Source organism: Roseateles saccharophilus (assembly GCF_004342485.1).
Classification (GTDB): Bacteria; Pseudomonadota; Gammaproteobacteria; order Burkholderiales; family Burkholderiaceae_C; genus Pelomonas; species Pelomonas saccharophila.
Genome location: NZ_SMBU01000012.1, coordinates 87,686 through 105,604 on the forward strand (window position 1 = coordinate 87,686; position 17,919 = coordinate 105,604).

The 17,919-nt window shown below is 70.2% G+C and carries 15 protein-coding genes; 6 read left to right on the plus strand and 9 right to left on the minus strand.

The window, feature by feature from the left end; all coding sequences use genetic code 11:
- Positions 1-38: 38 nt before the first annotated feature.
- The 3 genes from EV671_RS12460 to EV671_RS12470 all read right to left on the minus strand — a co-directional run bounded on the left by EV671_RS12460 (position 39) and on the right by EV671_RS12470 (position 2,951).
- On the minus strand, positions 39-2,297 hold the full coding sequence (locus EV671_RS12460; RefSeq protein WP_243655702.1) for a YgiQ family radical SAM protein: 2,259 nt from the start codon (positions 2,295-2,297) through the stop codon (positions 39-41).
- A gap of 81 nt (positions 2,298-2,378) precedes the next feature.
- A complete protein-coding gene (locus EV671_RS12465) occupies positions 2,379-2,585 on the minus strand; it encodes a cold-shock protein (RefSeq protein ID WP_207911143.1) in 207 nt (68 codons plus the stop codon).
- A 141-nt stretch (positions 2,586-2,726) separates the two neighbouring features.
- Positions 2,727-2,951, minus strand: a complete 225-nt coding sequence (locus tag EV671_RS12470; RefSeq protein WP_132571715.1) for a (2Fe-2S)-binding protein — start codon at positions 2,949-2,951, stop codon at positions 2,727-2,729.
- A gap of 106 nt (positions 2,952-3,057) precedes the next feature.
- Here EV671_RS12470 and bfr point away from each other — a divergent pair, with 106 nt between their 5' ends.
- Positions 3,058-3,534 carry a bacterioferritin gene (gene bfr, locus EV671_RS12475; protein WP_132571717.1) on the plus strand — a complete coding sequence of 159 codons (477 nt, stop codon included), beginning with the start codon at positions 3,058-3,060 and terminating at the stop codon, positions 3,532-3,534.
- A 1-nt stretch (position 3,535) separates the two neighbouring features.
- Here bfr and EV671_RS12480 read toward each other — a convergent pair whose 3' ends face one another.
- A complete protein-coding gene (locus tag EV671_RS12480) occupies positions 3,536-4,012 on the minus strand; it encodes a cyanophycin metabolism-associated DUF1854 family protein (protein WP_132571719.1) in 477 nt (158 codons plus the stop codon).
- Entirely contained in the window at positions 4,009-6,264 is a 2,256-nt protein-coding gene (locus EV671_RS12485) for a cyanophycin metabolism-associated ABC transporter (RefSeq protein ID WP_132571721.1), read from the minus strand. The genes EV671_RS12480 and EV671_RS12485 overlap by 4 nt, the downstream gene beginning before the upstream one ends.
- A 92-nt stretch (positions 6,265-6,356) precedes the next feature.
- On the opposite strand from EV671_RS12485, the gene EV671_RS12490 reads away from it, so the two are divergent.
- Positions 6,357-8,531, plus strand: a complete 2,175-nt coding sequence (locus tag EV671_RS12490; RefSeq protein ID WP_132571723.1) for a cyanophycin synthetase — start codon at positions 6,357-6,359, stop codon at positions 8,529-8,531.
- Positions 8,532-8,543: 12 nt separating this feature from the next.
- The gene (gene cphA, locus EV671_RS12495) at positions 8,544-11,117 is read left to right on the plus strand and encodes a cyanophycin synthetase (RefSeq protein ID WP_132571725.1); all 2,574 of its coding nucleotides are present in this window, start codon (positions 8,544-8,546) and stop codon (positions 11,115-11,117) included.
- 19 nt (positions 11,118-11,136) lie between these two features.
- On the opposite strand, the gene EV671_RS12500 is transcribed toward cphA, so the two are convergent.
- Entirely contained in the window at positions 11,137-11,865 is a 729-nt protein-coding gene (locus EV671_RS12500; protein WP_132571727.1) for a substrate-binding periplasmic protein, read from the minus strand.
- A 129-nt stretch (positions 11,866-11,994) separates the two neighbouring features.
- Between EV671_RS12500 and EV671_RS12505 the strand changes: the two genes are divergently transcribed.
- From EV671_RS12505 to EV671_RS12515, 3 genes are all read left to right on the plus strand, one after another.
- Positions 11,995-12,465, plus strand: a complete 471-nt coding sequence (locus EV671_RS12505; protein ID WP_132571729.1) for a group I truncated hemoglobin — start codon at positions 11,995-11,997, stop codon at positions 12,463-12,465.
- Positions 12,466-12,626: 161 nt separating this feature from the next.
- Positions 12,627-14,069 carry a glycosyltransferase family 39 protein gene (locus tag EV671_RS12510; RefSeq protein WP_132571731.1) on the plus strand — a complete coding sequence of 481 codons (1,443 nt, stop codon included), beginning with the start codon at positions 12,627-12,629 and terminating at the stop codon, positions 14,067-14,069.
- On the plus strand, positions 14,066-14,434 hold the full coding sequence (locus tag EV671_RS12515) for a GtrA family protein (RefSeq protein WP_132571733.1): 369 nt from the start codon (positions 14,066-14,068) through the stop codon (positions 14,432-14,434). The genes EV671_RS12510 and EV671_RS12515 overlap by 4 nt, the downstream gene beginning before the upstream one ends.
- Here the strand turns inward: EV671_RS12515 and EV671_RS12520 are convergent.
- The 3 genes from EV671_RS12520 to pyk form a co-directional block, all read right to left on the minus strand.
- The gene (locus tag EV671_RS12520) at positions 14,421-15,212 is read right to left on the minus strand and encodes a ChbG/HpnK family deacetylase (RefSeq protein ID WP_132571735.1); all 792 of its coding nucleotides are present in this window, start codon (positions 15,210-15,212) and stop codon (positions 14,421-14,423) included. The genes EV671_RS12515 and EV671_RS12520 overlap by 14 nt on opposite strands.
- Positions 15,209-16,165: a glycosyltransferase family 2 protein gene (locus tag EV671_RS12525; protein ID WP_132571737.1), complete on the minus strand. Its 957-nt coding sequence runs from the start codon at positions 16,163-16,165 to the stop codon at positions 15,209-15,211. Before EV671_RS12525 ends, EV671_RS12520 begins: the two co-directional genes overlap by 4 nt.
- A 197-nt stretch (positions 16,166-16,362) precedes the next feature.
- Positions 16,363-17,793 (minus strand): pyruvate kinase, encoded by a 1,431-nt coding sequence (gene pyk / locus EV671_RS12530; RefSeq protein ID WP_132571738.1) that lies wholly within the window; start codon positions 17,791-17,793, stop codon positions 16,363-16,365.
- Positions 17,794-17,919: the final 126 nt, after the last annotated feature.

Here is a 17,919-nt window from a genome sequence, read left to right on the forward strand (position 1 = left end):
TGTCACGAAAAGCGCGGGCAAATGTCCCGCAGGCGCCCTCAACGTTTACCGGGTTTGCCCGGACGCGAGGCAGCGGGGCGGGCCGCACCGGTCACGCGCGGCGGCAGGCCGGTGTGCTGGGTCAGCAGTTGGCCCTTGCGCGGCATGGCCGCCTTGGCCATGGTCGAGTTCTTGCGCCGCGCGCTCTCGTAGCTGCCGTCGGTGACGGGCTGATAGCTCGGGATCAGGTGGTGCTTGCCGTTGCCGATCAGGTCGGCGCGGCCCATGGCCTTGAGGGCCTCGCGCAGCAGCGGCCAGTTGTTGGCGTCGTGATAGCGCAGGAAGGCCTTGTGCAGCCGGCGGCGGCGCTCGCCGCGCACGACGTCGACCTTCTCGCCACGCGTCTCGTCGCGGCTGATGCCCTTCAGCGGGTTGAGCCCGGAGTGGTACATCGCCGTGGCCGTGGCCATCGGGCTCGGGTAGAAGGTCTGCACCTGGTCGGCCCGGAAGCCGTTCTTCTTCAGCCAGACGGCGAGGTTCATCATGTCCTCGTCGCTGGTGCCGGGATGGGCGGCGATGAAGTAGGGGATCAGGTACTGCTTCTTGCCGGCCGCCGCGCTCGCCGCCTCGAACATCTGCTTGAAGCGGTCATAGGTGGCTATGCCCGGCTTCATCATCTTGGACAGCGGCCCGCCCTCGGTGTGCTCGGGCGCGATCTTCAGGTAGCCGCCGACGTGGTGGCTGACCAGCTCCTTCACGTACTCGGGCGACTGCACGGCCAGGTCGTAGCGCAGGCCGGAGCCAATCAGGATCTTCTTCACGCCCGGCAGCGCACGGGCGCGGCGGTACATGCTGATCAGCGGGCCGTGGTCGGTCTTCAGGTTCTGGCAGATGCCCGGATAGACGCAGCTGGGCTTGCGGCAGGCGGCCTCGATCTCGGGGCTCTTGCAGCCCAGGCGGTACATGTTGGCCGTCGGGCCGCCGAGGTCCGACACGATGCCGGTGAAGCCATTGACCTTGTCGCGCATCTCCTCGATCTCGCGGATCACGGAGTCTTCGCTGCGGCTCTGGATGATGCGGCCCTCGTGCTCGGTGATGGAGCAGAAGGTGCAGCCGCCGAAGCAGCCGCGCATGATGTTCACGCTGAAGCGGATCATTTCCCAGGCCGGGATCTTGGTCGCGCCGTCATGGCCGCCGGCCTCGTCCGCATAGCGCGGGTGCGGGCTGCGCGCGTATGGCAGGTCGAAGACGTGATCCATCTCCGGCGTCGTCAGCGGGATCGGCGGCGGATTGATCCAGAGGTCGCGCTCGACGCCGTTGAAGTCGTAGCGCTGCACCAGCGCGCGCGCGTTGCCGGGGTTGGTCTCCAGGTGCAGCACGCGGTTGGCGTGGGCATAGAGCACCGGGTCGCTCCTGACCTTCTCGTAGGCGGGCAGGCGCACCACCGTGTGCTCGCGCGGCGGCATCGTGATGCGACCGGTCTTGTGGATAGTGATCGGCTTGACCTCGTCATTGGATGCGCAGGCCTTGCCCTCGTCCACCATCTGGTAGGGGCTGATCAACTCGTCGACGCGGCCCGGGCGGTCCACCTCGGCCGAGTCCAGCACGAACCAGCCCTCGGCGGACGGATCGTCACTACGGCGCATGAAGGCCGTGCCGCGCACGTCGGTCAGACTTTCGATAGGCTCGCGGCGCGCCAGGCGGTGGGCGATCTCGACGATGGCGCGCTCGGCATTGCCATAGACCAGCAGGTCGGCCTTGCTGTCCACGAGGATGGAGCGGCGCACCTTGTCCTGCCAGTAGTCGTAGTGCGCGATGCGGCGCAGGCTGGCCTCGATGCCGCCGATGACGACGGGCACGTCCTTGAACGCCTCCTGGCAGCGCTGCGTGTAGACCAGCGTCGCGCGGTCGGGCCGCTTGCCGCCCTCGCCGCCGGGCGTGTAGGCGTCGTCGCTGCGGATCTTCCGATCAGCCGTGTAGCGGTTGATCATCGAGTCCATGTTGCCGGCCGCGACGCCGAAGAAGAGGTTGGGCCGGCCCAGCGCCTTGAAGGCGTCGGCGCTGCTCCAGTCCGGCTGGGCAATGATGCCGACGCGAAAGCCCTGGGCCTCCAGCGTGCGGCCGATGACGGCCATGCCGAAGCTGGGGTGGTCGACGTAGGCGTCGCCCGTCACGATGACGATGTCGCAGGAATCCCAGCCGAGTTGCTCCATCTCCTGCCGGCTCATGGGCAGGAAGGGTGCGGGGCCGAAGCGCTTGGCCCAGAACGGGCGGTAAGCGGTCAGCGCCTTCGGGGGCGTGGCGGGCAGTGCGGACATAGCCATCGATTGTCGTTGGGCGACCCCGGAAAGCACAAAGCCCGCGCCAGGCGCGGGCTTTGTGTCAGGGCGACGCGTGAATTACAGCGCGCGGATGTTCGCGGCCTGCAGGCCCTTGGGGCCCTGCTTCACTTCGAACTCGACCTGGGCGCCTTCGGCCAGCGTGCGGAAACCGCCGTTGTTCTTAATCTCGCTGTGGTGGGCGAACAGATCCTTGCCGCCGTCGGCGGGGGTGATGAAGCCGAAGCCCTTGCCGTCGTCAAACCACTTGACGATGCCGGTTTGCATGGTGCTCATGAAAGATTTCCTTGGTGTCGTTGAATCAGGATTCATCCGCAGCCCGAGCGGCTGCGGCAAAACACAACACTCAAGATCAGACAAAGCGGACGCCGGCGGCGGATGCCGACCGAAGTGCCGGATTGTAGGCGCTCAGGCGGTCCGCAGGGGCCGGATGGCAACGGCCATGCCGCGCGCCCGTGGCGCACCGCCCTCGACGCGGCTCTCCTCGAAGACCGCGCAGGCGCAATCACGACAGGCGCCGCAGGCCGTGGCCACGCGCAATTCGTCCTGCAGGGCCTCGAAGCTCGGGCAGCCGCTGGAGGCGGCAATCGCGATGTCGCGATCGGAGACGCGGTGGCAGACACAGACAATCATGGGACCGAAGTCTAATGCGAATCAGTCTCATTTGCAATAATGGCGACTTTGCCTGGAGGCTTCCGCTGGGGATACTGCGGACCGATTTCACGTTTCGGAGAGCCCCATGCAAGGCGACGCTCAGGTCATCGTCCATCTCAACCAGCAGCTCAAGCTGGAGCTGACGGCCATCAACCAGTACTTCCTGCATGCCCGCATGCTGAAGAACTGGGGCCTGATGAAGATGGCCAAGCACGAGTACGAGGAGTCCATCGAGGAGATGAAGCACGCCGACAAGCTCATCGAGCGCGTGCTGATGCTGGACGGCCTGCCCAATCTGCAGGACCTCGGCAAGCTGCTGATCGGCGAGAACGCCGTCGAGACGATGGAGTGCGACCTGAAGATCGAGAAGGCCGGCCACGCCCACCTGAAGGAGGCCATCGCCCACTGCGAGAGCGTGCGCGACTACGTCTCCCGGGAAATCTTCGTCGAGATCCTCGACGACACCGAGGAGCACATCGACCACCTCGAAACCCAGCTGGAGCTGGTCGACACCGTCGGCGCGCAGAACTATCTGCAATCCCAGATGGGCGAGCCGAGCTGAGTTACAGGAAGCGCTCCAGCAAGCGCTTCGAATGCCGGTCCAGCGCCCAGCGGTCCGGCACCTGCAGCTGCACGCCGTGCGTGGACGTGATCAGCAGCCGCCCTTCTTCCAGGCGGCGGATGTCTTCCTCGCTCTTCAGCACGAAGTCGACCTCGCCGCGGTCGGTCTCGATGCGCCAGGTGCTGGGCGTGCCGAAGGTGTTGACCGCGATCAGGCGCTTGAGCGTCGGATGGAATTCGCGCGCCGCAAGCTCGGCCTCCAGCAGGCGGCGCGGGCCGTCCGGCAGCGCCGACACACGTTCGACCCAGGCCAGTTCGTGGCCATGGCTGCCGACCAGGGACAGGCCCTCGTCCGGCGCGGAGATGGGGTGGGCGCGCACCGGCATCACGCCGACGTGGCTGTCGCCGTTCAGGTCGGTCAGCACGAGCCGGCCGTTGGCATCGAGATGCAGGTCGCGGAAGGGAAGCGTCGTGCTCATGCGTTCACCGTGTGCGCGTTCGGGTTGGGGGCCACGACCATCAGACCGGCGTCCTCGGCCGTCTCGGCATCGACGCGGCGGGCCTGGGCCTCCCACAGCCGCCAGTAGTGGCCCTGCTGGGCGATCAGCTCGTCGTGCGGGCCCAGCTCGACGATCTCGCCACGGTCCATCACGACGAGGCGGTCGGCCTTGCGCAGCGTGGACAGGCGGTGGGCGATGGCGATGGTGGTGCGGCCCTTCACGAGGTTGTCCAGCGCGCGCTGGATCTCCTTCTCGGTCTCGGTGTCCACCGCGCTGGTGGCCTCGTCGAGGATGAGGATGGCCGGGTCGATCAGCAGCGCGCGGGCGATGGAGATGCGCTGGCGCTCGCCGCCGGACAGGCCCTGGCCGCGCTCGCCGACCAGGCTGTCGTAGCCATGCGGCAGGCGCAGGATGAACTCGTGGGCATGGGCGGCGCGGGCGGCGGCGACGATCTCGTCGCGCGTCGCGTCGGGCTTGCCGTAGGCGATGTTCTCGGCGATGGTGCCGAAGAACAGGAAGGGCTCCTGCAGCACCAGGCCGATGTGGCGGCGGTAGTCGGCCACCTTGACGCGGCGCAGGTCCACGCCGTCGACCTTGATGGCGCCCTCGGTCACGTCGTAGAAGCGGCAGATCAGGTTCACCAGCGTGCTCTTGCCCGAGCCGCTGTGGCCCACAAGGCCCACCATCTCGCCGGGGCGGATGTCCAGGTTCAGCGTGCGGATGACCGAGCGCGAGCCGTAGCGGAAGTTGACGCCCTGCATGGAGATCGCGCCCTTCACGTTCTCGAAGGGCTGGGGGTTGACCGGGTCGGGCACGTTGGAGACGTGGTCCAGGATGTCGAAGATGCGCTTGGCGCCCGCCGCGGCCTTCTGCGTGACGGAGACGATGCGGCTCATCGAATCCAGCCGACCGTAGAAGCGGCCGATGTAGGCCAGGAAAGCGGTCAGTGTGCCGACCGTGATGCTCTGGTGGGCGATCAGCCAGATGCCCACGCCCCAGACCACCAGCAGGCCCATCTCGGTCAGCATCGCGACGCTGGGCGTGAACAGGCTCCAGGTCTTGTTCAGCCGGTCGTTGACCTGCAGGTTCTTCACATTGGCCTCGCGAAAGCGCGTGGCCTCGCGCTTCTCCTGCGCGAAGGCCTTGACGACGCGGATGCCGGGAATGGTGTCGGCCAGCACATTGGTGATCTCGCCCCAGACGCGGTCGATCTTCTCGAAGCCGGTGCGCAGCCGGTCGCGCACCAGGTGGATCAGCCAGGCGATGAAGGGCAGCGGCACCAGCGTCGCCAGGGCCAGGCCGGGGTGGATGCTGAACAGGATCAACGCCGTCATCGCCAGCATCAGCACGTCGGTGATGAAGTCCAGCGCGTGCAGGCTCAGGAACACCGAGATGCGGTCCGTCTCCGAGCCGATGCGCGACATCAGGTCGCCGGTGCGCTTGTTGCCGAAGTATTCGAGCGACAGGCCCAGCAGATGCTCGAAGGTGGCCGTGCGCAGGTCCGCGGCGATGCGCTCCGAAACGAGGGCCAGCAGATAGGTCTTGGCCCAGCCCATGGCCCAGGAGAACAGTGCCGCGCCGAGCAGGCCGCCTAGCAGCCAAGTGACGAGGTTGGGGTCGATGGCCTGGCCGTTCTGGAAGGGAATCAGCACCTTGTCCATCAGGGGCATGGTCAGATAGGGCGAAACCAGCGTCGCGCCGGTGGCGCCCATCATCAGCGCGAAGCCGAGCAGCAGCTGGCCCTGGTAGGGCCGCGCGAAGCGCCACAGGCGCAGCAGCACCCAGGTGCTAGGCGGCGTGCTGGCCTCGCCGAAGTCGAAGGCCGAGTCCTCGCCCTCTTCCTCCTCGTCATGCACGACATGGCCGGCCAGGCGCTGCACCTCGCGGTCGAAACTGTCGGCAAAGCGCACGGCGGCCGGGTTGCAGGCCAGCGTGAAGCGCCAGCGCGCCAGGCGGCGGTCGGCGCCGAACAACTCCATGAAGGCCAGGCCGCCGTGGTCGCTGAGCTTGAGGCTCTGGCCCACGGCCAGCGGGAACTCGGCCCAGCCGCCTCCGGCCGGCTCGAAGGCCAGCAGGCGTGAATTCGTCAGCGCAACCAGGCCCTGGGCGAAGCGGCCGTCGGCGCCCAGGTCAACCTCCAGCGTCGCCACCACGTTCTCGCCAGCCAGGAGGCGCCCCTGCAGGGCAGCCATTTGAGGATGAGGCGTGATGACGGGAGGATGGTCTTGCATGTTGTTCTTGCTTCCTACGGGCTGTCGCAATTCTCCCCGATGACTTCGGCGCACAATTCCACGCGCTTCCCGGCGCCCAACATCCAGACTCCATGAGCAAGAAGAACGACATCCGCCTGCTGCGCATCAACTACCTGCGCGGGCCGAATATGTGGACCTACCGGCCGGTGCTGGAGGTCTGGCTGGACCTGGGCGAGCTGGAGGACTACCCCTCCAACCTGCTGCCCGGCTTCAACGACCGCCTGACCACCGCCCTGCCCGCCCTGATCGAACACCACTGCGGCGTCGGCGAGCGCGGCGGCTTCATCGAGCGCCTGCGCGACGGCACCTGGATGGGCCATGTGCTGGAGCACATCGTCATCGAGCTGCTGAACCTGGCCGGCATGCCCACCGGCTTCGGCCAGACCCGTGCCACCAGCCAGCGCGGCGTCTACCGCATGGTCTTCCGCGCCCGCGACGAGCAGGTCGCCCGCGCGGCGCTGGCCGAGGGCCATGCGCTGCTGATGGCGACCATCAACGCCGAGGCCTTCGACGTGCCCGCTGCCGTGGCCCGCGTGCGCGACAAGCTGGACGACTGCTACCTGGGGCCCTCCACGGCCGCCATCGTGGCCGCGGCCACGGACCGCCGCATCCCCCACATCCGCCTGAACGACGGCAACCTCGTGCAGCTCGGCCACGGCCAGCGCCAGCGCCGCATCTGGACGGCCGAGACCGACATGACCAGCGCGATCGCCGAGGGCATCGCCAGTGACAAGGACCTGACCAAGTCCCTGCTGAAGGCCGTCGGCGTGCCGGTGCCCGCGGGCCGCGAGATCAAGACCGCCGCCGAGGCCTGGGAGGCCGCGCAGGACGTCGGCCTGCCGGTCGTCGTCAAGCCCAGCGACGGCAACCACGGCCGCGGCGTCACGCTGGACATCCAGACCGAGGCCGACTGCGAGGCCGCCTTCAAGCTGGCCGACGCGCACGGCTCGTCGGTGCTGGTGGAGAGCTATATCCGCGGCAACGAACACCGGCTGCTCGTCGTCGGCGGCCAGGTCGTCGCGGCCGCGCGCGGCGAGGCGGCCTGGGTCCACGGCGACGGCCGCCAGACGGTCGCCCAGCTGGTCGACAGCCAGATCAACGTCGACCCGCGCCGCGGCCTGACGGAGGACTTCCCGCTCAACCGCGTCCGCATCGCCGAAGACGGCGTCATCCTGCTGGACCTGCAGCGCCAGGGCCTGACGCCGGATTCCGTGCCCGAGGCCGGCCGCCAGGTGCTGATCCAGCGCAACGGCAACGTCGCCATCGACTGCACCTCCGAGGTCCACCCCGAGGTGGCGCACGCCGTGTCGCTGGCCGCGCGCACCGTGGGCCTGGACATCGCCGGCGTCGACCTCGTCACCGAGGACATCGGCAAGCCGCTGGCCGAGACCGGCGGCGCCATCGTCGAGGTCAACGCCGGCCCGGGCCTGCTGATGCACCTCAAGCCCGCCGGCGGCGCGCCCCAGCCCGTGGGCCAGGCCATCATCGACCACCTGTTCGCCGAGGACGAGTCCGGCCGCATCCCCATCGTCGGCGTCGCCGGCTCGCGCGGCGGCCACCAGATCACACGCCTCGTCGCCTGGCTGCTGCATCTGAACGGCCGCCATGTGGGCCTGGCCTGCAAGGACGGCCTCTTCCTCGGCACGCGCCGCGTCGAGAAGCGCAACAGCGCCCGCTGGGACGCGGCCCACCGCCTGCTGATGAACCGCGGCGTCAACGCCGTCGTCGTCGAGAACGACGCCGCCTCCATCCTGCGCGACGGCCTGGCCTATGACCGCGCGGCCGTCGGCGTCGTCACCGACCTGGACGGCATCGCCGCGCTGGCCGAGTTCGACGTGCAGGACGGCGACCAGCTCTACAAGGTGCTGCGCACCCAGATCGACGTCGTGCTCAGCGACGGCGCCAGCGTGCTGCACGCGGCCCACGCCCGCCTCGTCGACATGGCCGAGCTCAGCGACGGCGAGGTCGTCTTCTACGCCGAGGACGGCGCGCTGGAGGCCATCCTGCACCACCGCGACCGCGGCGGCCGCGCCGTCTTCCTGCGCGGCGGCGCCGCCGTGCTGGCGCAAGGCCCGGCCGAGACGCCCGGCGCCAACATCGAGGCCCTGCTGCGCCGTTTCGGCAGCGCTGCGGTGGACGCCGCCACGCTGCTCGCCGCCGTCGCCGCCGCCTGGGCCCTGGGCATCTCGCCCGAGCTGATCGCCGCCGGCCTGGACACCTTCGTCCCCGAACTCCACCTCGCGTAAACAAGAACGAACATGGACGTTTCCCGTACCCGCGCGCTGCGCGGCCCGAACATGTGGAGCCGCCACACGGCCATCGAGGCCGTCGTGCATTGCACCGACGCCGAACGCTCTCTCGAACGCCTGCCCGGCTTCGAGGCCCGCCTGCGCCAGCTCTTCCCCACCATCGGCGAGCTGCGTGCCGACGCCTCGCTGGCCCAGGTGCTGGAGCAGGCCACGCTGGCCCTGCAGGCCCAGGCCGGCTGCCCGGTCACCTTCAGCCAGACCCACATCACGCCCGAGGCCGGCACCTACCAGCTCGTCATCGAGTACAGCGAGGAAGACGTCGGCCGCATGGCCTTCGAGCAGGCCCTGAAGCTCGTGCAGGCCGCCCTCACCGGCGGCGAGTTCGACGACGATGCCGTCATCGCCCAGCTGCGTGAGCTCGACGAGGACATCCGCCTCGGCCCCTCCACCGGCTCCATCGTCAACGCGGCCATCGCCCGCGGCATTCCCTACCGCCGCCTGACCCAGGGCAGCCTGGTGCAGTTCGGCTGGGGCGCCAAGCAGCGCCGCATCTGGGCCGCCGAGGTGGACGCGACCAGCGCCGTCAGCGAATCCATCGCCCAGGACAAGGATCTCTGCAAGCGCCTGCTGCAGGCCGCCGGCGTGCCGGTGCCCACCGGCCGGCCGGTCGATTCGCCCGACGACGGCTGGGCCGTCGCCGAGGAGATCGGCCTGCCCGTCGTCGTGAAGCCCCAGGACGGCAACCAGGGCAAGGGCGTGACGGTCAACGTGGTCACGCGCGAGCACTTCGAGATCGCCTACAAGGCCGCCGACGAGATCGGCCCCGTGATGGTCGAGAAGTTCCTGCCGGGCTCGGACTACCGGCTGCTCGTCATCGGCGACAAGCTCATCGCCGCCGCGCGCCGCGACCCGCCCCATGTCATCGGCGATGGCGTGCACACGGTCAAGCAGCTGGTCGACAAGGTCAACGCCGACCCGCGCCGCGGCGACGGCCATGCGACATCCCTCACCAAGATCCGCTTCGACGACATCGCCGTCGCGCGGCTCACGCAGCAGGGCCTCAGCCCCGAATCCGTGCCCGAGAAGGGCCAGCGCGTCATCCTGCGCAACAACGCCAACCTGTCCACCGGCGGCACGGCCACCGACGTGACCGACGACGTGCACCCCGAGGTGGCCGCCCGCGCCATCGCGGCGGCCCAGGTCGTGGGCCTGCATGTCTGCGGCGTGGACGTGGTGGCCGAGAGCGTGCTGCGCCCGCTGGAGGAGATCAACGGCGGCATCGTCGAGGTCAATGCCGCGCCGGGCCTGCGCATGCACCTGAGCCCCAGCTTCGGCAAGGGCCGCAACGTCGGCGAGGCCATCGTCGGCCATCTGTTCGGCAGCACGCAGAAGTCCGGCAGCGCGGCGGAGGATGGCCGCATCCCGGTCGTCGCCGTCACCGGCACCAACGGCAAGACCACGGTCACGCGCCTGATCGCCCATCTGTTCGCCAGCTGCGGCCTGAAGGTCGGCATGACCAACACCGACGGCGTCTATGTGGACGGCCGCCAGATCGACAGCGGCGACTGCTCCGGCCCCAAGAGCGCCCGCAATGTGCTGATGCACCCGGACGTGGAAGCCGCCGTGCTGGAGACCGCCCGCGGCGGCATCCTGCGCGAGGGCCTGGGCTTCGACCGCTGCCAGGTCGCCGTCGTCACCAACGTCGGCGCGGGCGACCATCTGGGCATGAACTTCCTGCACACCGCGGAAGACCTGGTGCTGGTCAAGCGCGTCATCGTGCAGAACGTGGCGCCCAACGGCTATGCGGTGCTGAACGCGACCGACCCGCTGACCGCGCAGATGGCCGCCGTCTGCCCCGGCCAGGCCATCTATTTCGCGGCTGACCGCCACCACCCGCTGATGGCCACGCACCGCGCCCAGGGCAAGCGCTGCGTCTATGTGGACGGCGACCAGCTCGTCGCGGCCCAAGGCGTCTGGCGCGAGAGCATCCCGCTGCGCGACATCCCGCTGACGCGCGGCGGCCTGATCGGCTTCCAGGTCGAGAACGCGATGGCCGCCGTGGCCGCCGCCTGGGGCGTGGGCCTGGACTGGGACACCATCCGCCGCGGCGTGGGCAGCTTCGCCAACGACGCCGACAACGCGCCGGGCCGCTTCAACGTGATGGACTACAAGGGCGCCACCGTCATTGCCGACTACGGGCATAACGGCGATGCGATGAAGGCCCTGGTGGGCGCGGTGGCCGCGCTGCCGGCCAACAAGCGCAGCGTCGTCATCAGTGGCGCGGGCGACCGCCGCGACGAGGACATCCGCGTGCAGACCGAGATCCTCGGCGCCGCCTTCGACGAGGTCATCCTCTACGAAGACGCCTGCCAGCGCGGCCGCGCGGCCGGCGAGGTCGTCGCGCTGCTGCGCCAGGGCCTGCAGGGCGCCTCGCGCACTCGGCACATCGAGGAGATCGTCGGCGAGTTCATCGCCATCGACCGGGCGCTCGCGCGCCTGCAGCCGGGCGACCTGTGCCTGGTGCTGGTCGACCAGGTGGAGGAGGCGCTGGCGCATCTGGCCAGGCGCATCGCCGAAGGCTGAGGCCCGAGGCAGCGCAGCCCTAACGGTATCTGGCGAGGATGCGGGTCAGCTCGCCCTCGGCCACCAGGCCGTCGATCGCGCTGTTCAGCGCCGGCAGGCCGACCGGGCTGGCGGGCCCGAGCGCGCACTGGGCCAGCACCCTGGACACGACCACGGGCGGATGCAGCACGAGGCGGAAATGCCCGATGCGCTGCTGGTACTCCAGCATGCGCCGGCCGATCAGCGCATGCTGCACGCGGCCGGCCTGGAGCTTGTGCAGGTTGGTGACGGCGTTGGGCGCGTCGTCGCGCACGAAGCCACCATGCAGCACCTCATCCATCTCCGGGTAGACATGGCCCAGCACCGTGCCCACCGGCTGGCCGGCCAGATCGGCCAGGCCGCGCGGCGCGGGCGCGCTGGCCGAGGTCACGAGCAGGGACTCGTCGGGGATGAAGGCATGACTCCAGCCGAAGGGCCCGGGCAGCCAGTCGCGCTGATAGCCGCAGACCATGTCGGCCTCGCCGCGCGCCAGGGCCTGGGCCATGCGCTTGCGCGACATGGTGCGCAACTGCAGGTCGCGGCCCAGCCGGCGAGCCAGCGCCGCGCCCAGGTCGGCACGGACGCCCTCGACGACACGGCCGTTCTCGATGCGCGCATGGGGCATCAACGCCCCGGTGTCCTCGAGCATGACGAGGGGCTTGGCCGACGCGGCGGCGCAGAAGCCGGCGACCACCGATGCGAGCAGGGCCCACCAAGGTCTCGTGTCCATGGCTGGCGATGATGCCGCTGGTTGCGCCGGCCAGCGCAACCAGCGCGCACCCGCCGCCACGGATTGCGCGCCGGATTGCTCACCGGCGGGCCCTAGACTGCCGGCTCGCCTTTGCTGGAGCCGCCCGCAATGAAGCCCTGTCCGGTGCTCTCCATCGCCCTCGCGCTGGCCTTGGGCCTCCCGGTGCCGGCCCGGGCCCAGTCGGCGCCCGGCCAGGGCGGGCCGACCGTGATCCGCGCCCGCGACGATGCGCTCTACCGCGAGCTCGGCGGCCAGGAGGCCATCCGGCGCTTCACCGACGACTTCTACGACCGCATGCTGAAGGACGCGCGCATCGCGCATTTCTTCGACGGCATCAACGCCGCCTATCTGAAGGGCGCGCTGGCCGACTACTTCTGCGTGAGCGCCGGCGGCCCCTGCGACTACGACGGCGTCAGCATGCACAACGCCCACGCCGGCCTGGGCATCACCAAGGGCGATTTCGACGCACTGGTCGAGGACCTGCAGCAGGCGATGGATGCCGCCGGCCTGCCCTTCGCGACGCAGAACCGGCTGCTCGCGCGGCTCGCCTTCCACCACCGCGACATCGTCACGCGGTGAGCCGGCCGGCCCCGGCTTCATCCAGGCCCACGCCATAATCCGCGCAGACAGCGCCGGGCCGCGAGGCCAGGCCGGGGACACGCCGGACACCCACGCAGCCGGCCCAGCCCCGCACCCGCCAGCGGCACCTGCCGTCACCCCCTTTTCACCAGGCCGCCGCAATGCGTTCAATTGCCGACTTCACCCGCCGTCTGCCGCCCTGGTGGCCGCTCGCCCTGCTCGCGCTGTGGCTCGTCGCCGTGGCCGGCTGGCGCCCCGTCGCCCTGCCCGACGAGGGCCGCTACGGCGGCGTGGCCTACGAGATGCTGCGCAGCGGCGACGGGCTGACGCCCACCCTCTTAGGCCTGCCCTATTTCCACAAGCCGCCGCTGATGTACTGGATCGACATGGCGGCCCTGAGCCTGCTCGGCCCGACGGCGCTGGCGCTGCGCGTGGCGCCGCTGCTGGGCGCCTGGGTGATGGGCCTGGCGCTGTGGATCGAGGCCGGCACGCGCTATGGCCGCGACGGCGCCCGGCAGGCCCTGGCCCTGCTGGCCGTGCTGCCGCTGTTCTACCTCGGCGGCCAGTACGCCAACCACGACATGCTGGTGGCCGGCTGGATCTCGCTGGCCGTCGTCGCGGCGCGGCGCGCGCTGGCGCCCGGGCAGCGCAGCCTCGCCTGGCTGTGCACGGCCTGGGCCGCGATGGCGCTGGCCCTGCTGTCCAAGGGCCTGATCGGCGTCGTGCTGCCCGGCCTCATCGTGCTCCCCTGGCTGCTGCTGAACCGGCGCTGGGCCGACCTGCGCTTCGCGCTGCACCCACTGGCGCTCGCCGTCTTCGCGGCCATCGCGCTGCCCTGGATGCTGGTCATGCAGCAGCGCTTCCCCGGCTTCTTCGACTACTTCATCATCGAGCAGCATTTCGCCCGTTACACCCAGGCGCGCTTCAACAATGCCCAGCCCTGGTGGTTCTTCCTCGCCGTGCTGCCGCTGGGCACGCTGCCGCTGAGCCTGCGGCTGCCCGGTGCGCTGCGCCGCATGGGCTTCGATCTCTGGTGGGTCATCGTCATCCTGGCCTTCTTCTCGATGCCGCGCTCCAAGCTGGTCGGCTATGTGCTGCCGGCGCTGCTGCCGCTGGCGCTGCTGCTGTTCGAGGCCTGGCGCGAGCGGCGCGGCGCGCGAGCGGCCTGGATCGTCGGCGCGCTGATCTGCGTGCTCACGGTGCCGGCCGTCGTGTACTGGGGCAGGCCCGACCACAGCGACATCGGCGCCGCACTGCGCGAGCGCCTGGCGCCCGGCGACCGCGTGCTGCTGACCGGCGGCTCCTTCTTCGACCTGCGCTTCCAGGCCCGCCTAGATGCACCGCCCGCCGTGCTGGACGACTGGGACGCGCTGCGCACCCGGGGCGGCGACAGCTGGCGGCAGGAGCTGCTGGACGCGGCCCGCTTCGACCCCGTGCGTGGCGATCAGGTGCTGTGGACGCCGGCCCGCCTGGCCCGCGAGCGCTGCCGGCCGGGCCGCATCTGGCTCGTCGCCGCACCGACCGACGCCCTGCCCGACGCGCGGCCCGTGTTCACCGGTCGCCGCGCCACGCTGTTCGAGCTGCCGCCCGCCACCTGCCCATGAAGCGGCTGGCGCGCTACGCCAGCGTCGGCGTCGGCGCCACGGCGGCGCATTACGCGCTGCTGGTGCTGGTGGTCGAGGCCTGGCACTGGCCGGCCTGGCTGGGCTCGGGTGCCGGCGCGCTGCTCGGCGCCCAGATCGCCTTCTGGGCCAACCGGCGCTACACCTTCGACCATCGCGGCCCCTGGTGGCCGGCCTGGTGCCGCTTCCACGCCACCGCCGGCGCGGGCGCGCTGTTGGGCATGCTGCTGGTCGAGCTCGGCGTGCGCGCCGGCCTGCACTATCTGCTGGCCCAGGCGGCGGCGACCGTCATCGTCATGCTGATCAGCTTCGCCGCAAACCGGGCCTGGACTTTCAGACACCGCTGAGGGTGACGCCGAACTCGGCCAGGTCCGCCGCAAAGGCCTCGCTGGCCAGATAGGCCATCTCCCTGACCCGCGCCGCGCCTATCGCGTCGCCGGCATCGGGCCCGCCCTGCGCCGGGTGGCAGAACAGCAGGGCGCCATCGGGCGCGCTGCCCAGCCAGCCACGCATCAGCGCGCGATAGTCGGCCTGCGGGTCGAAGCCATAGACGCCCACCAGGGCCGGCGCGGCGCGCAGGCCGCGGGCGCGCATCTCGGCGACCAGCGCTCGGCCGCCGCAGGCTTCGATGACACGGCGCTTGAACGCGAAGCCCGGGCCCGGCAGCCGGCCGGTGTTGCGCAACGGCACGCCCAGCCGGGCTGCCGCCTCCAGCACGAAGGGGCGCACACCCGGCAGCGCATGCACATGCTGGCGGCCGTCGATGAAGGCCGGCGCGCGCCCCGTGACGTCGATGAAGCGCTGCAGCTGGGCCTCGAACTCGCCGGCCAGCGCGCCCGGCAGCCGGCCGAGGAAGGCCTGGGCGATGACGGCGCCGAGGGAGGGGAAGCGCGGCCAGTGGCGGCGCAGCTCGGCGCTGAGCGGCTCACCCTCGGTCAGGTTGAAGTGCAGGCCGGTGATGTCGGCGCCGACCTCGCGCAGCGCCGGCCCGGCCTGGGCCCAGCGCAGCGCCGTGACCAGGGCGCTCAGCGCCGTGATGCGGCCCTGCCCGACCAGCGCGAGGATGCCGCGGTCGACGGCCGGGCCGAGGCCGTAGTCGTCGGCGCAGACGGCCAGCCGCTTCACCGCGGCTCGCCGGTGTCGTGGGCGACGACGTAGACGGGCCGCTGCTTGACCTCGTCGAAGATGCGGCCGACGTACTCGCCGATGATGCCGATGGACAGCATCTGGATGCCGCCGAAGAACATCAGCCCGACGACCATCGTCGCCCAGCCGGGGATCTGGTCGCCGAAGATCAGGTGCTCGACAACGATCCAGGCGCCATAGCCCAGGCCGCACAGGGCCACCAGCGCGCCCAGGCCGCTCCAGATGCGCAGCGGCAGGTTGCTGAAGGCGGTGACGCCGGTCAGCGCCAGGCGGATCAGGCGGCGCATCGAGAAGCTGCTGCTGCCGGCGGTGCGGGCCCGCGGCGTGTAGGGCAGGAATTCGGTGCGGAAACCCACCCAGGCGTACAGGCCCTTCATGAAGCGGTTGCGCTCGGGCAGCGCGTTCAGGGCCGCGACGACGCGCCGGTCCAGCAGCCGGAAGTCGCCCGCGTCGGGCGGGATCTGCAGCTGCGAGGACGCGTTGACGATGCGGTAGAACAGGCTGGTGCCGAGGCGCTTGAGCGCGCCTTCCTCGTCGCGGCTGGCGCGCACCGCGCAGACCGTGTCGGCGCCGCGCTGCCAGGCCGCGTCCATCTGTGCGATCAGCTCGGGCGCATGCTGGCCGTCGGCATCCATCAGCAGCACGCGATCGGCATCGGCAACGGCCAGGCCCGCGGTCAGCGCGGCCTCCTTGCCGAAGTTGCGCGACAGGCGCAGATAGCGGATGGGCACGCCCGCGGTGATGGCCTGCTGCACGACGGCAGGCGTCGCGTCGGCGCTGCCGTCGTCCACGATGATGAGGCGCCAGCGCGCCGACAGCGGCTCCAGCATCTGGGCGAGCATGGGCAGCAGCTGCGGCAGCGAGGCCGCCTCGTTGTAGGCGGGCAGCACCACGTCGAGGCTGGCGCGGGCAGGGCGGGGTTCGGTATTCATTTCCGCATTGTCGATGCGCCTAGCCGCTTGCGGCAGGCGCTTCCTCCAGCGACTGCCGCGGAACCGGCTTTGCCGGGCCGCTGGCAGTGCCCCCTTGAGGGGACTGAGGCCGGACACAAAGGGTCCTGAGGACTCTTTGTGCCTGCCGAAGGCCAAGGCCTCTGGCCTTGGCACGGCAAAGCCCGGTAGGGGGTGGGTCAGGCCACCCGGCAGACCTTCAGCATGTTGGTGCCGCCGGGATAGCCCATGGGTTCGCCGCAGGTGATGGCATAGGTGTCGCCCGGCATCAGCACGCCGCGCTCGACGAGGATCTTCTCGGCCGCGGCCAGGGCCACGTCGCGGTCGTCGTACTTGGGCATCAGCAGCGGGCGCACATTGCGGTAGAGCGCCATCTTGCGCTGGCTGATGGGCTGGGTCGTCAGCGCGTAGATGGGCACCTGGATGCGGTGGCGGCTCATCCACAGCGCCGTCGAGCCGGACTCGGTCAGCGCCAGGATGGCCTTGCAGCCGAGGTGGTAGGCCGTGAACAGCGCGCCCATCGCGATCGACTGGTCGATGCGGCCGAACTGGCGGCCGGCGAAATCGGTGTCGAGGCTGACGAACTCGGCGCGCTCGGCCTCCAGCGCGATGGCGGCCATCTGCTCGACGGTCTCGATGGGGAACTTGCCGGCGGCCGTCTCGGCGGACAGCATCACGGCGTCGGTGCCGTCCAGCACCGCGTTGGCCACGTCGCTGACCTCGGCGCGCGTGGGCACCGGGTTCACGATCATGGACTCCATCATCTGCGTGGCCGTGATGGCGACCTTGTCCAGCTCGCGGGCCATCTTGATCATGCGCTTCTGCAGCGCCGGCACGGCCGCGTTGCCGACCTCCACGGCGAGGTCGCCGCGCGCCACCATGATGCCGTCGCTGGCCTTCAGGATGGCTTCCAGATGGGGGATGGCCTCGTAGCGCTCGATCTTGGCGATCATGGCCGGCTTGTGGCGATAGGGTTCGCCGGCCACGTTGGCCAGCTGGCGCGCCATCTCCATGTCGGTCGCGTTCTTCGGGAAGCTCACGGCCAGGTATTCGCACTGGAAGGACATCGCGGTCTTGATGTCCTCCATGTCCTTGCCGGTCAGGGCCGGCGCGGTCAGGCCGCCGCCCTGCTTGTTGATGCCCTTGTTGTTGGACAGCTCGCCGCCGAGCTTGACGACGGTGTGCACCTGGGGCCCACGCACGGCCTCGACGGTCAGCACCAGCAGGCCGTCGTTGAGCAGCAGCGTGTCGCCGGGCTTCACATCGCGCGGCAGCTCCTTGTAGTCGAGGCCGACGATGTCCTGGTTGCCGAGCTCGGTGCGGTCGGCGTCGAGGATGAAGGGCGTGCCGGGCACGAGCTCGATCTTGCCGTTCTCGAACTTGCCGACGCGGATCTTGGGCCCCTGCAGGTCGGCCATGATGGCCACGGACTTGCCGACCTTCTCGGCCACGGCGCGGACCATGGTCGCGCGGTCGATGTGGTCCTGGGCCTTGCCGTGGGAGAAGTTCAGCCGCACGACGTCGACGCCGGCGCGGATCATCTGCTCCAGCACCTCCGGCGTGTTGGAGGCGGGGCCGAGGGTGGCGACGATCTTGGTGGCGCGGGTCATGGCTGTCTCGAATGTCTTTGAGGGGCGCGGAATTATGGTCCGCCAGGCCCCGCCGAAGTTTCGCGACGTTTCAAGCCCCACCCGCCCCGCTGCGCAGGCCCGGCGGGGGCGCCACGCCTGCGGCGA

What these genes read in the sequence shown, in the direction of transcription:
- EV671_RS12460 (WP_243655702.1), bottom strand. Translation starts at nt 2,297, where the DNA reads ATGTCCGCACTGCCCGCCACGCCCCCGAAGGCGCTGACCGCTTACCGC.
- EV671_RS12465 (WP_207911143.1), bottom strand. Translation starts at nt 2,585, where the DNA reads ATGCAAACCGGCATCGTCAAGTGGTTTGACGACGGCAAGGGCTTCGGC.
- EV671_RS12470 (WP_132571715.1), bottom strand. Translation starts at nt 2,951, where the DNA reads ATGATTGTCTGTGTCTGCCACCGCGTCTCCGATCGCGACATCGCGATT.
- bfr (WP_132571717.1), top strand. Translation starts at nt 3,058, where the DNA reads ATGCAAGGCGACGCTCAGGTCATCGTCCATCTCAACCAGCAGCTCAAG.
- EV671_RS12480 (WP_132571719.1), bottom strand. Translation starts at nt 4,012, where the DNA reads ATGAGCACGACGCTTCCCTTCCGCGACCTGCATCTCGATGCCAACGGC.
- EV671_RS12485 (WP_132571721.1), bottom strand. Translation starts at nt 6,264, where the DNA reads ATGCAAGACCATCCTCCCGTCATCACGCCTCATCCTCAAATGGCTGCC.
- EV671_RS12490 (WP_132571723.1), top strand. Translation starts at nt 6,357, where the DNA reads ATGAGCAAGAAGAACGACATCCGCCTGCTGCGCATCAACTACCTGCGC.
- cphA (WP_132571725.1), top strand. Translation starts at nt 8,544, where the DNA reads ATGGACGTTTCCCGTACCCGCGCGCTGCGCGGCCCGAACATGTGGAGC.
- EV671_RS12500 (WP_132571727.1), bottom strand. Translation starts at nt 11,865, where the DNA reads ATGGACACGAGACCTTGGTGGGCCCTGCTCGCATCGGTGGTCGCCGGC.
- EV671_RS12505 (WP_132571729.1), top strand. Translation starts at nt 11,995, where the DNA reads ATGAAGCCCTGTCCGGTGCTCTCCATCGCCCTCGCGCTGGCCTTGGGC.
- EV671_RS12510 (WP_132571731.1), top strand. Translation starts at nt 12,627, where the DNA reads ATGCGTTCAATTGCCGACTTCACCCGCCGTCTGCCGCCCTGGTGGCCG.
- EV671_RS12515 (WP_132571733.1), top strand. Translation starts at nt 14,066, where the DNA reads ATGAAGCGGCTGGCGCGCTACGCCAGCGTCGGCGTCGGCGCCACGGCG.
- EV671_RS12525 (WP_132571737.1), bottom strand. Translation starts at nt 16,165, where the DNA reads ATGAATACCGAACCCCGCCCTGCCCGCGCCAGCCTCGACGTGGTGCTG.
- pyk (WP_132571738.1), bottom strand. Translation starts at nt 17,793, where the DNA reads ATGACCCGCGCCACCAAGATCGTCGCCACCCTCGGCCCCGCCTCCAAC.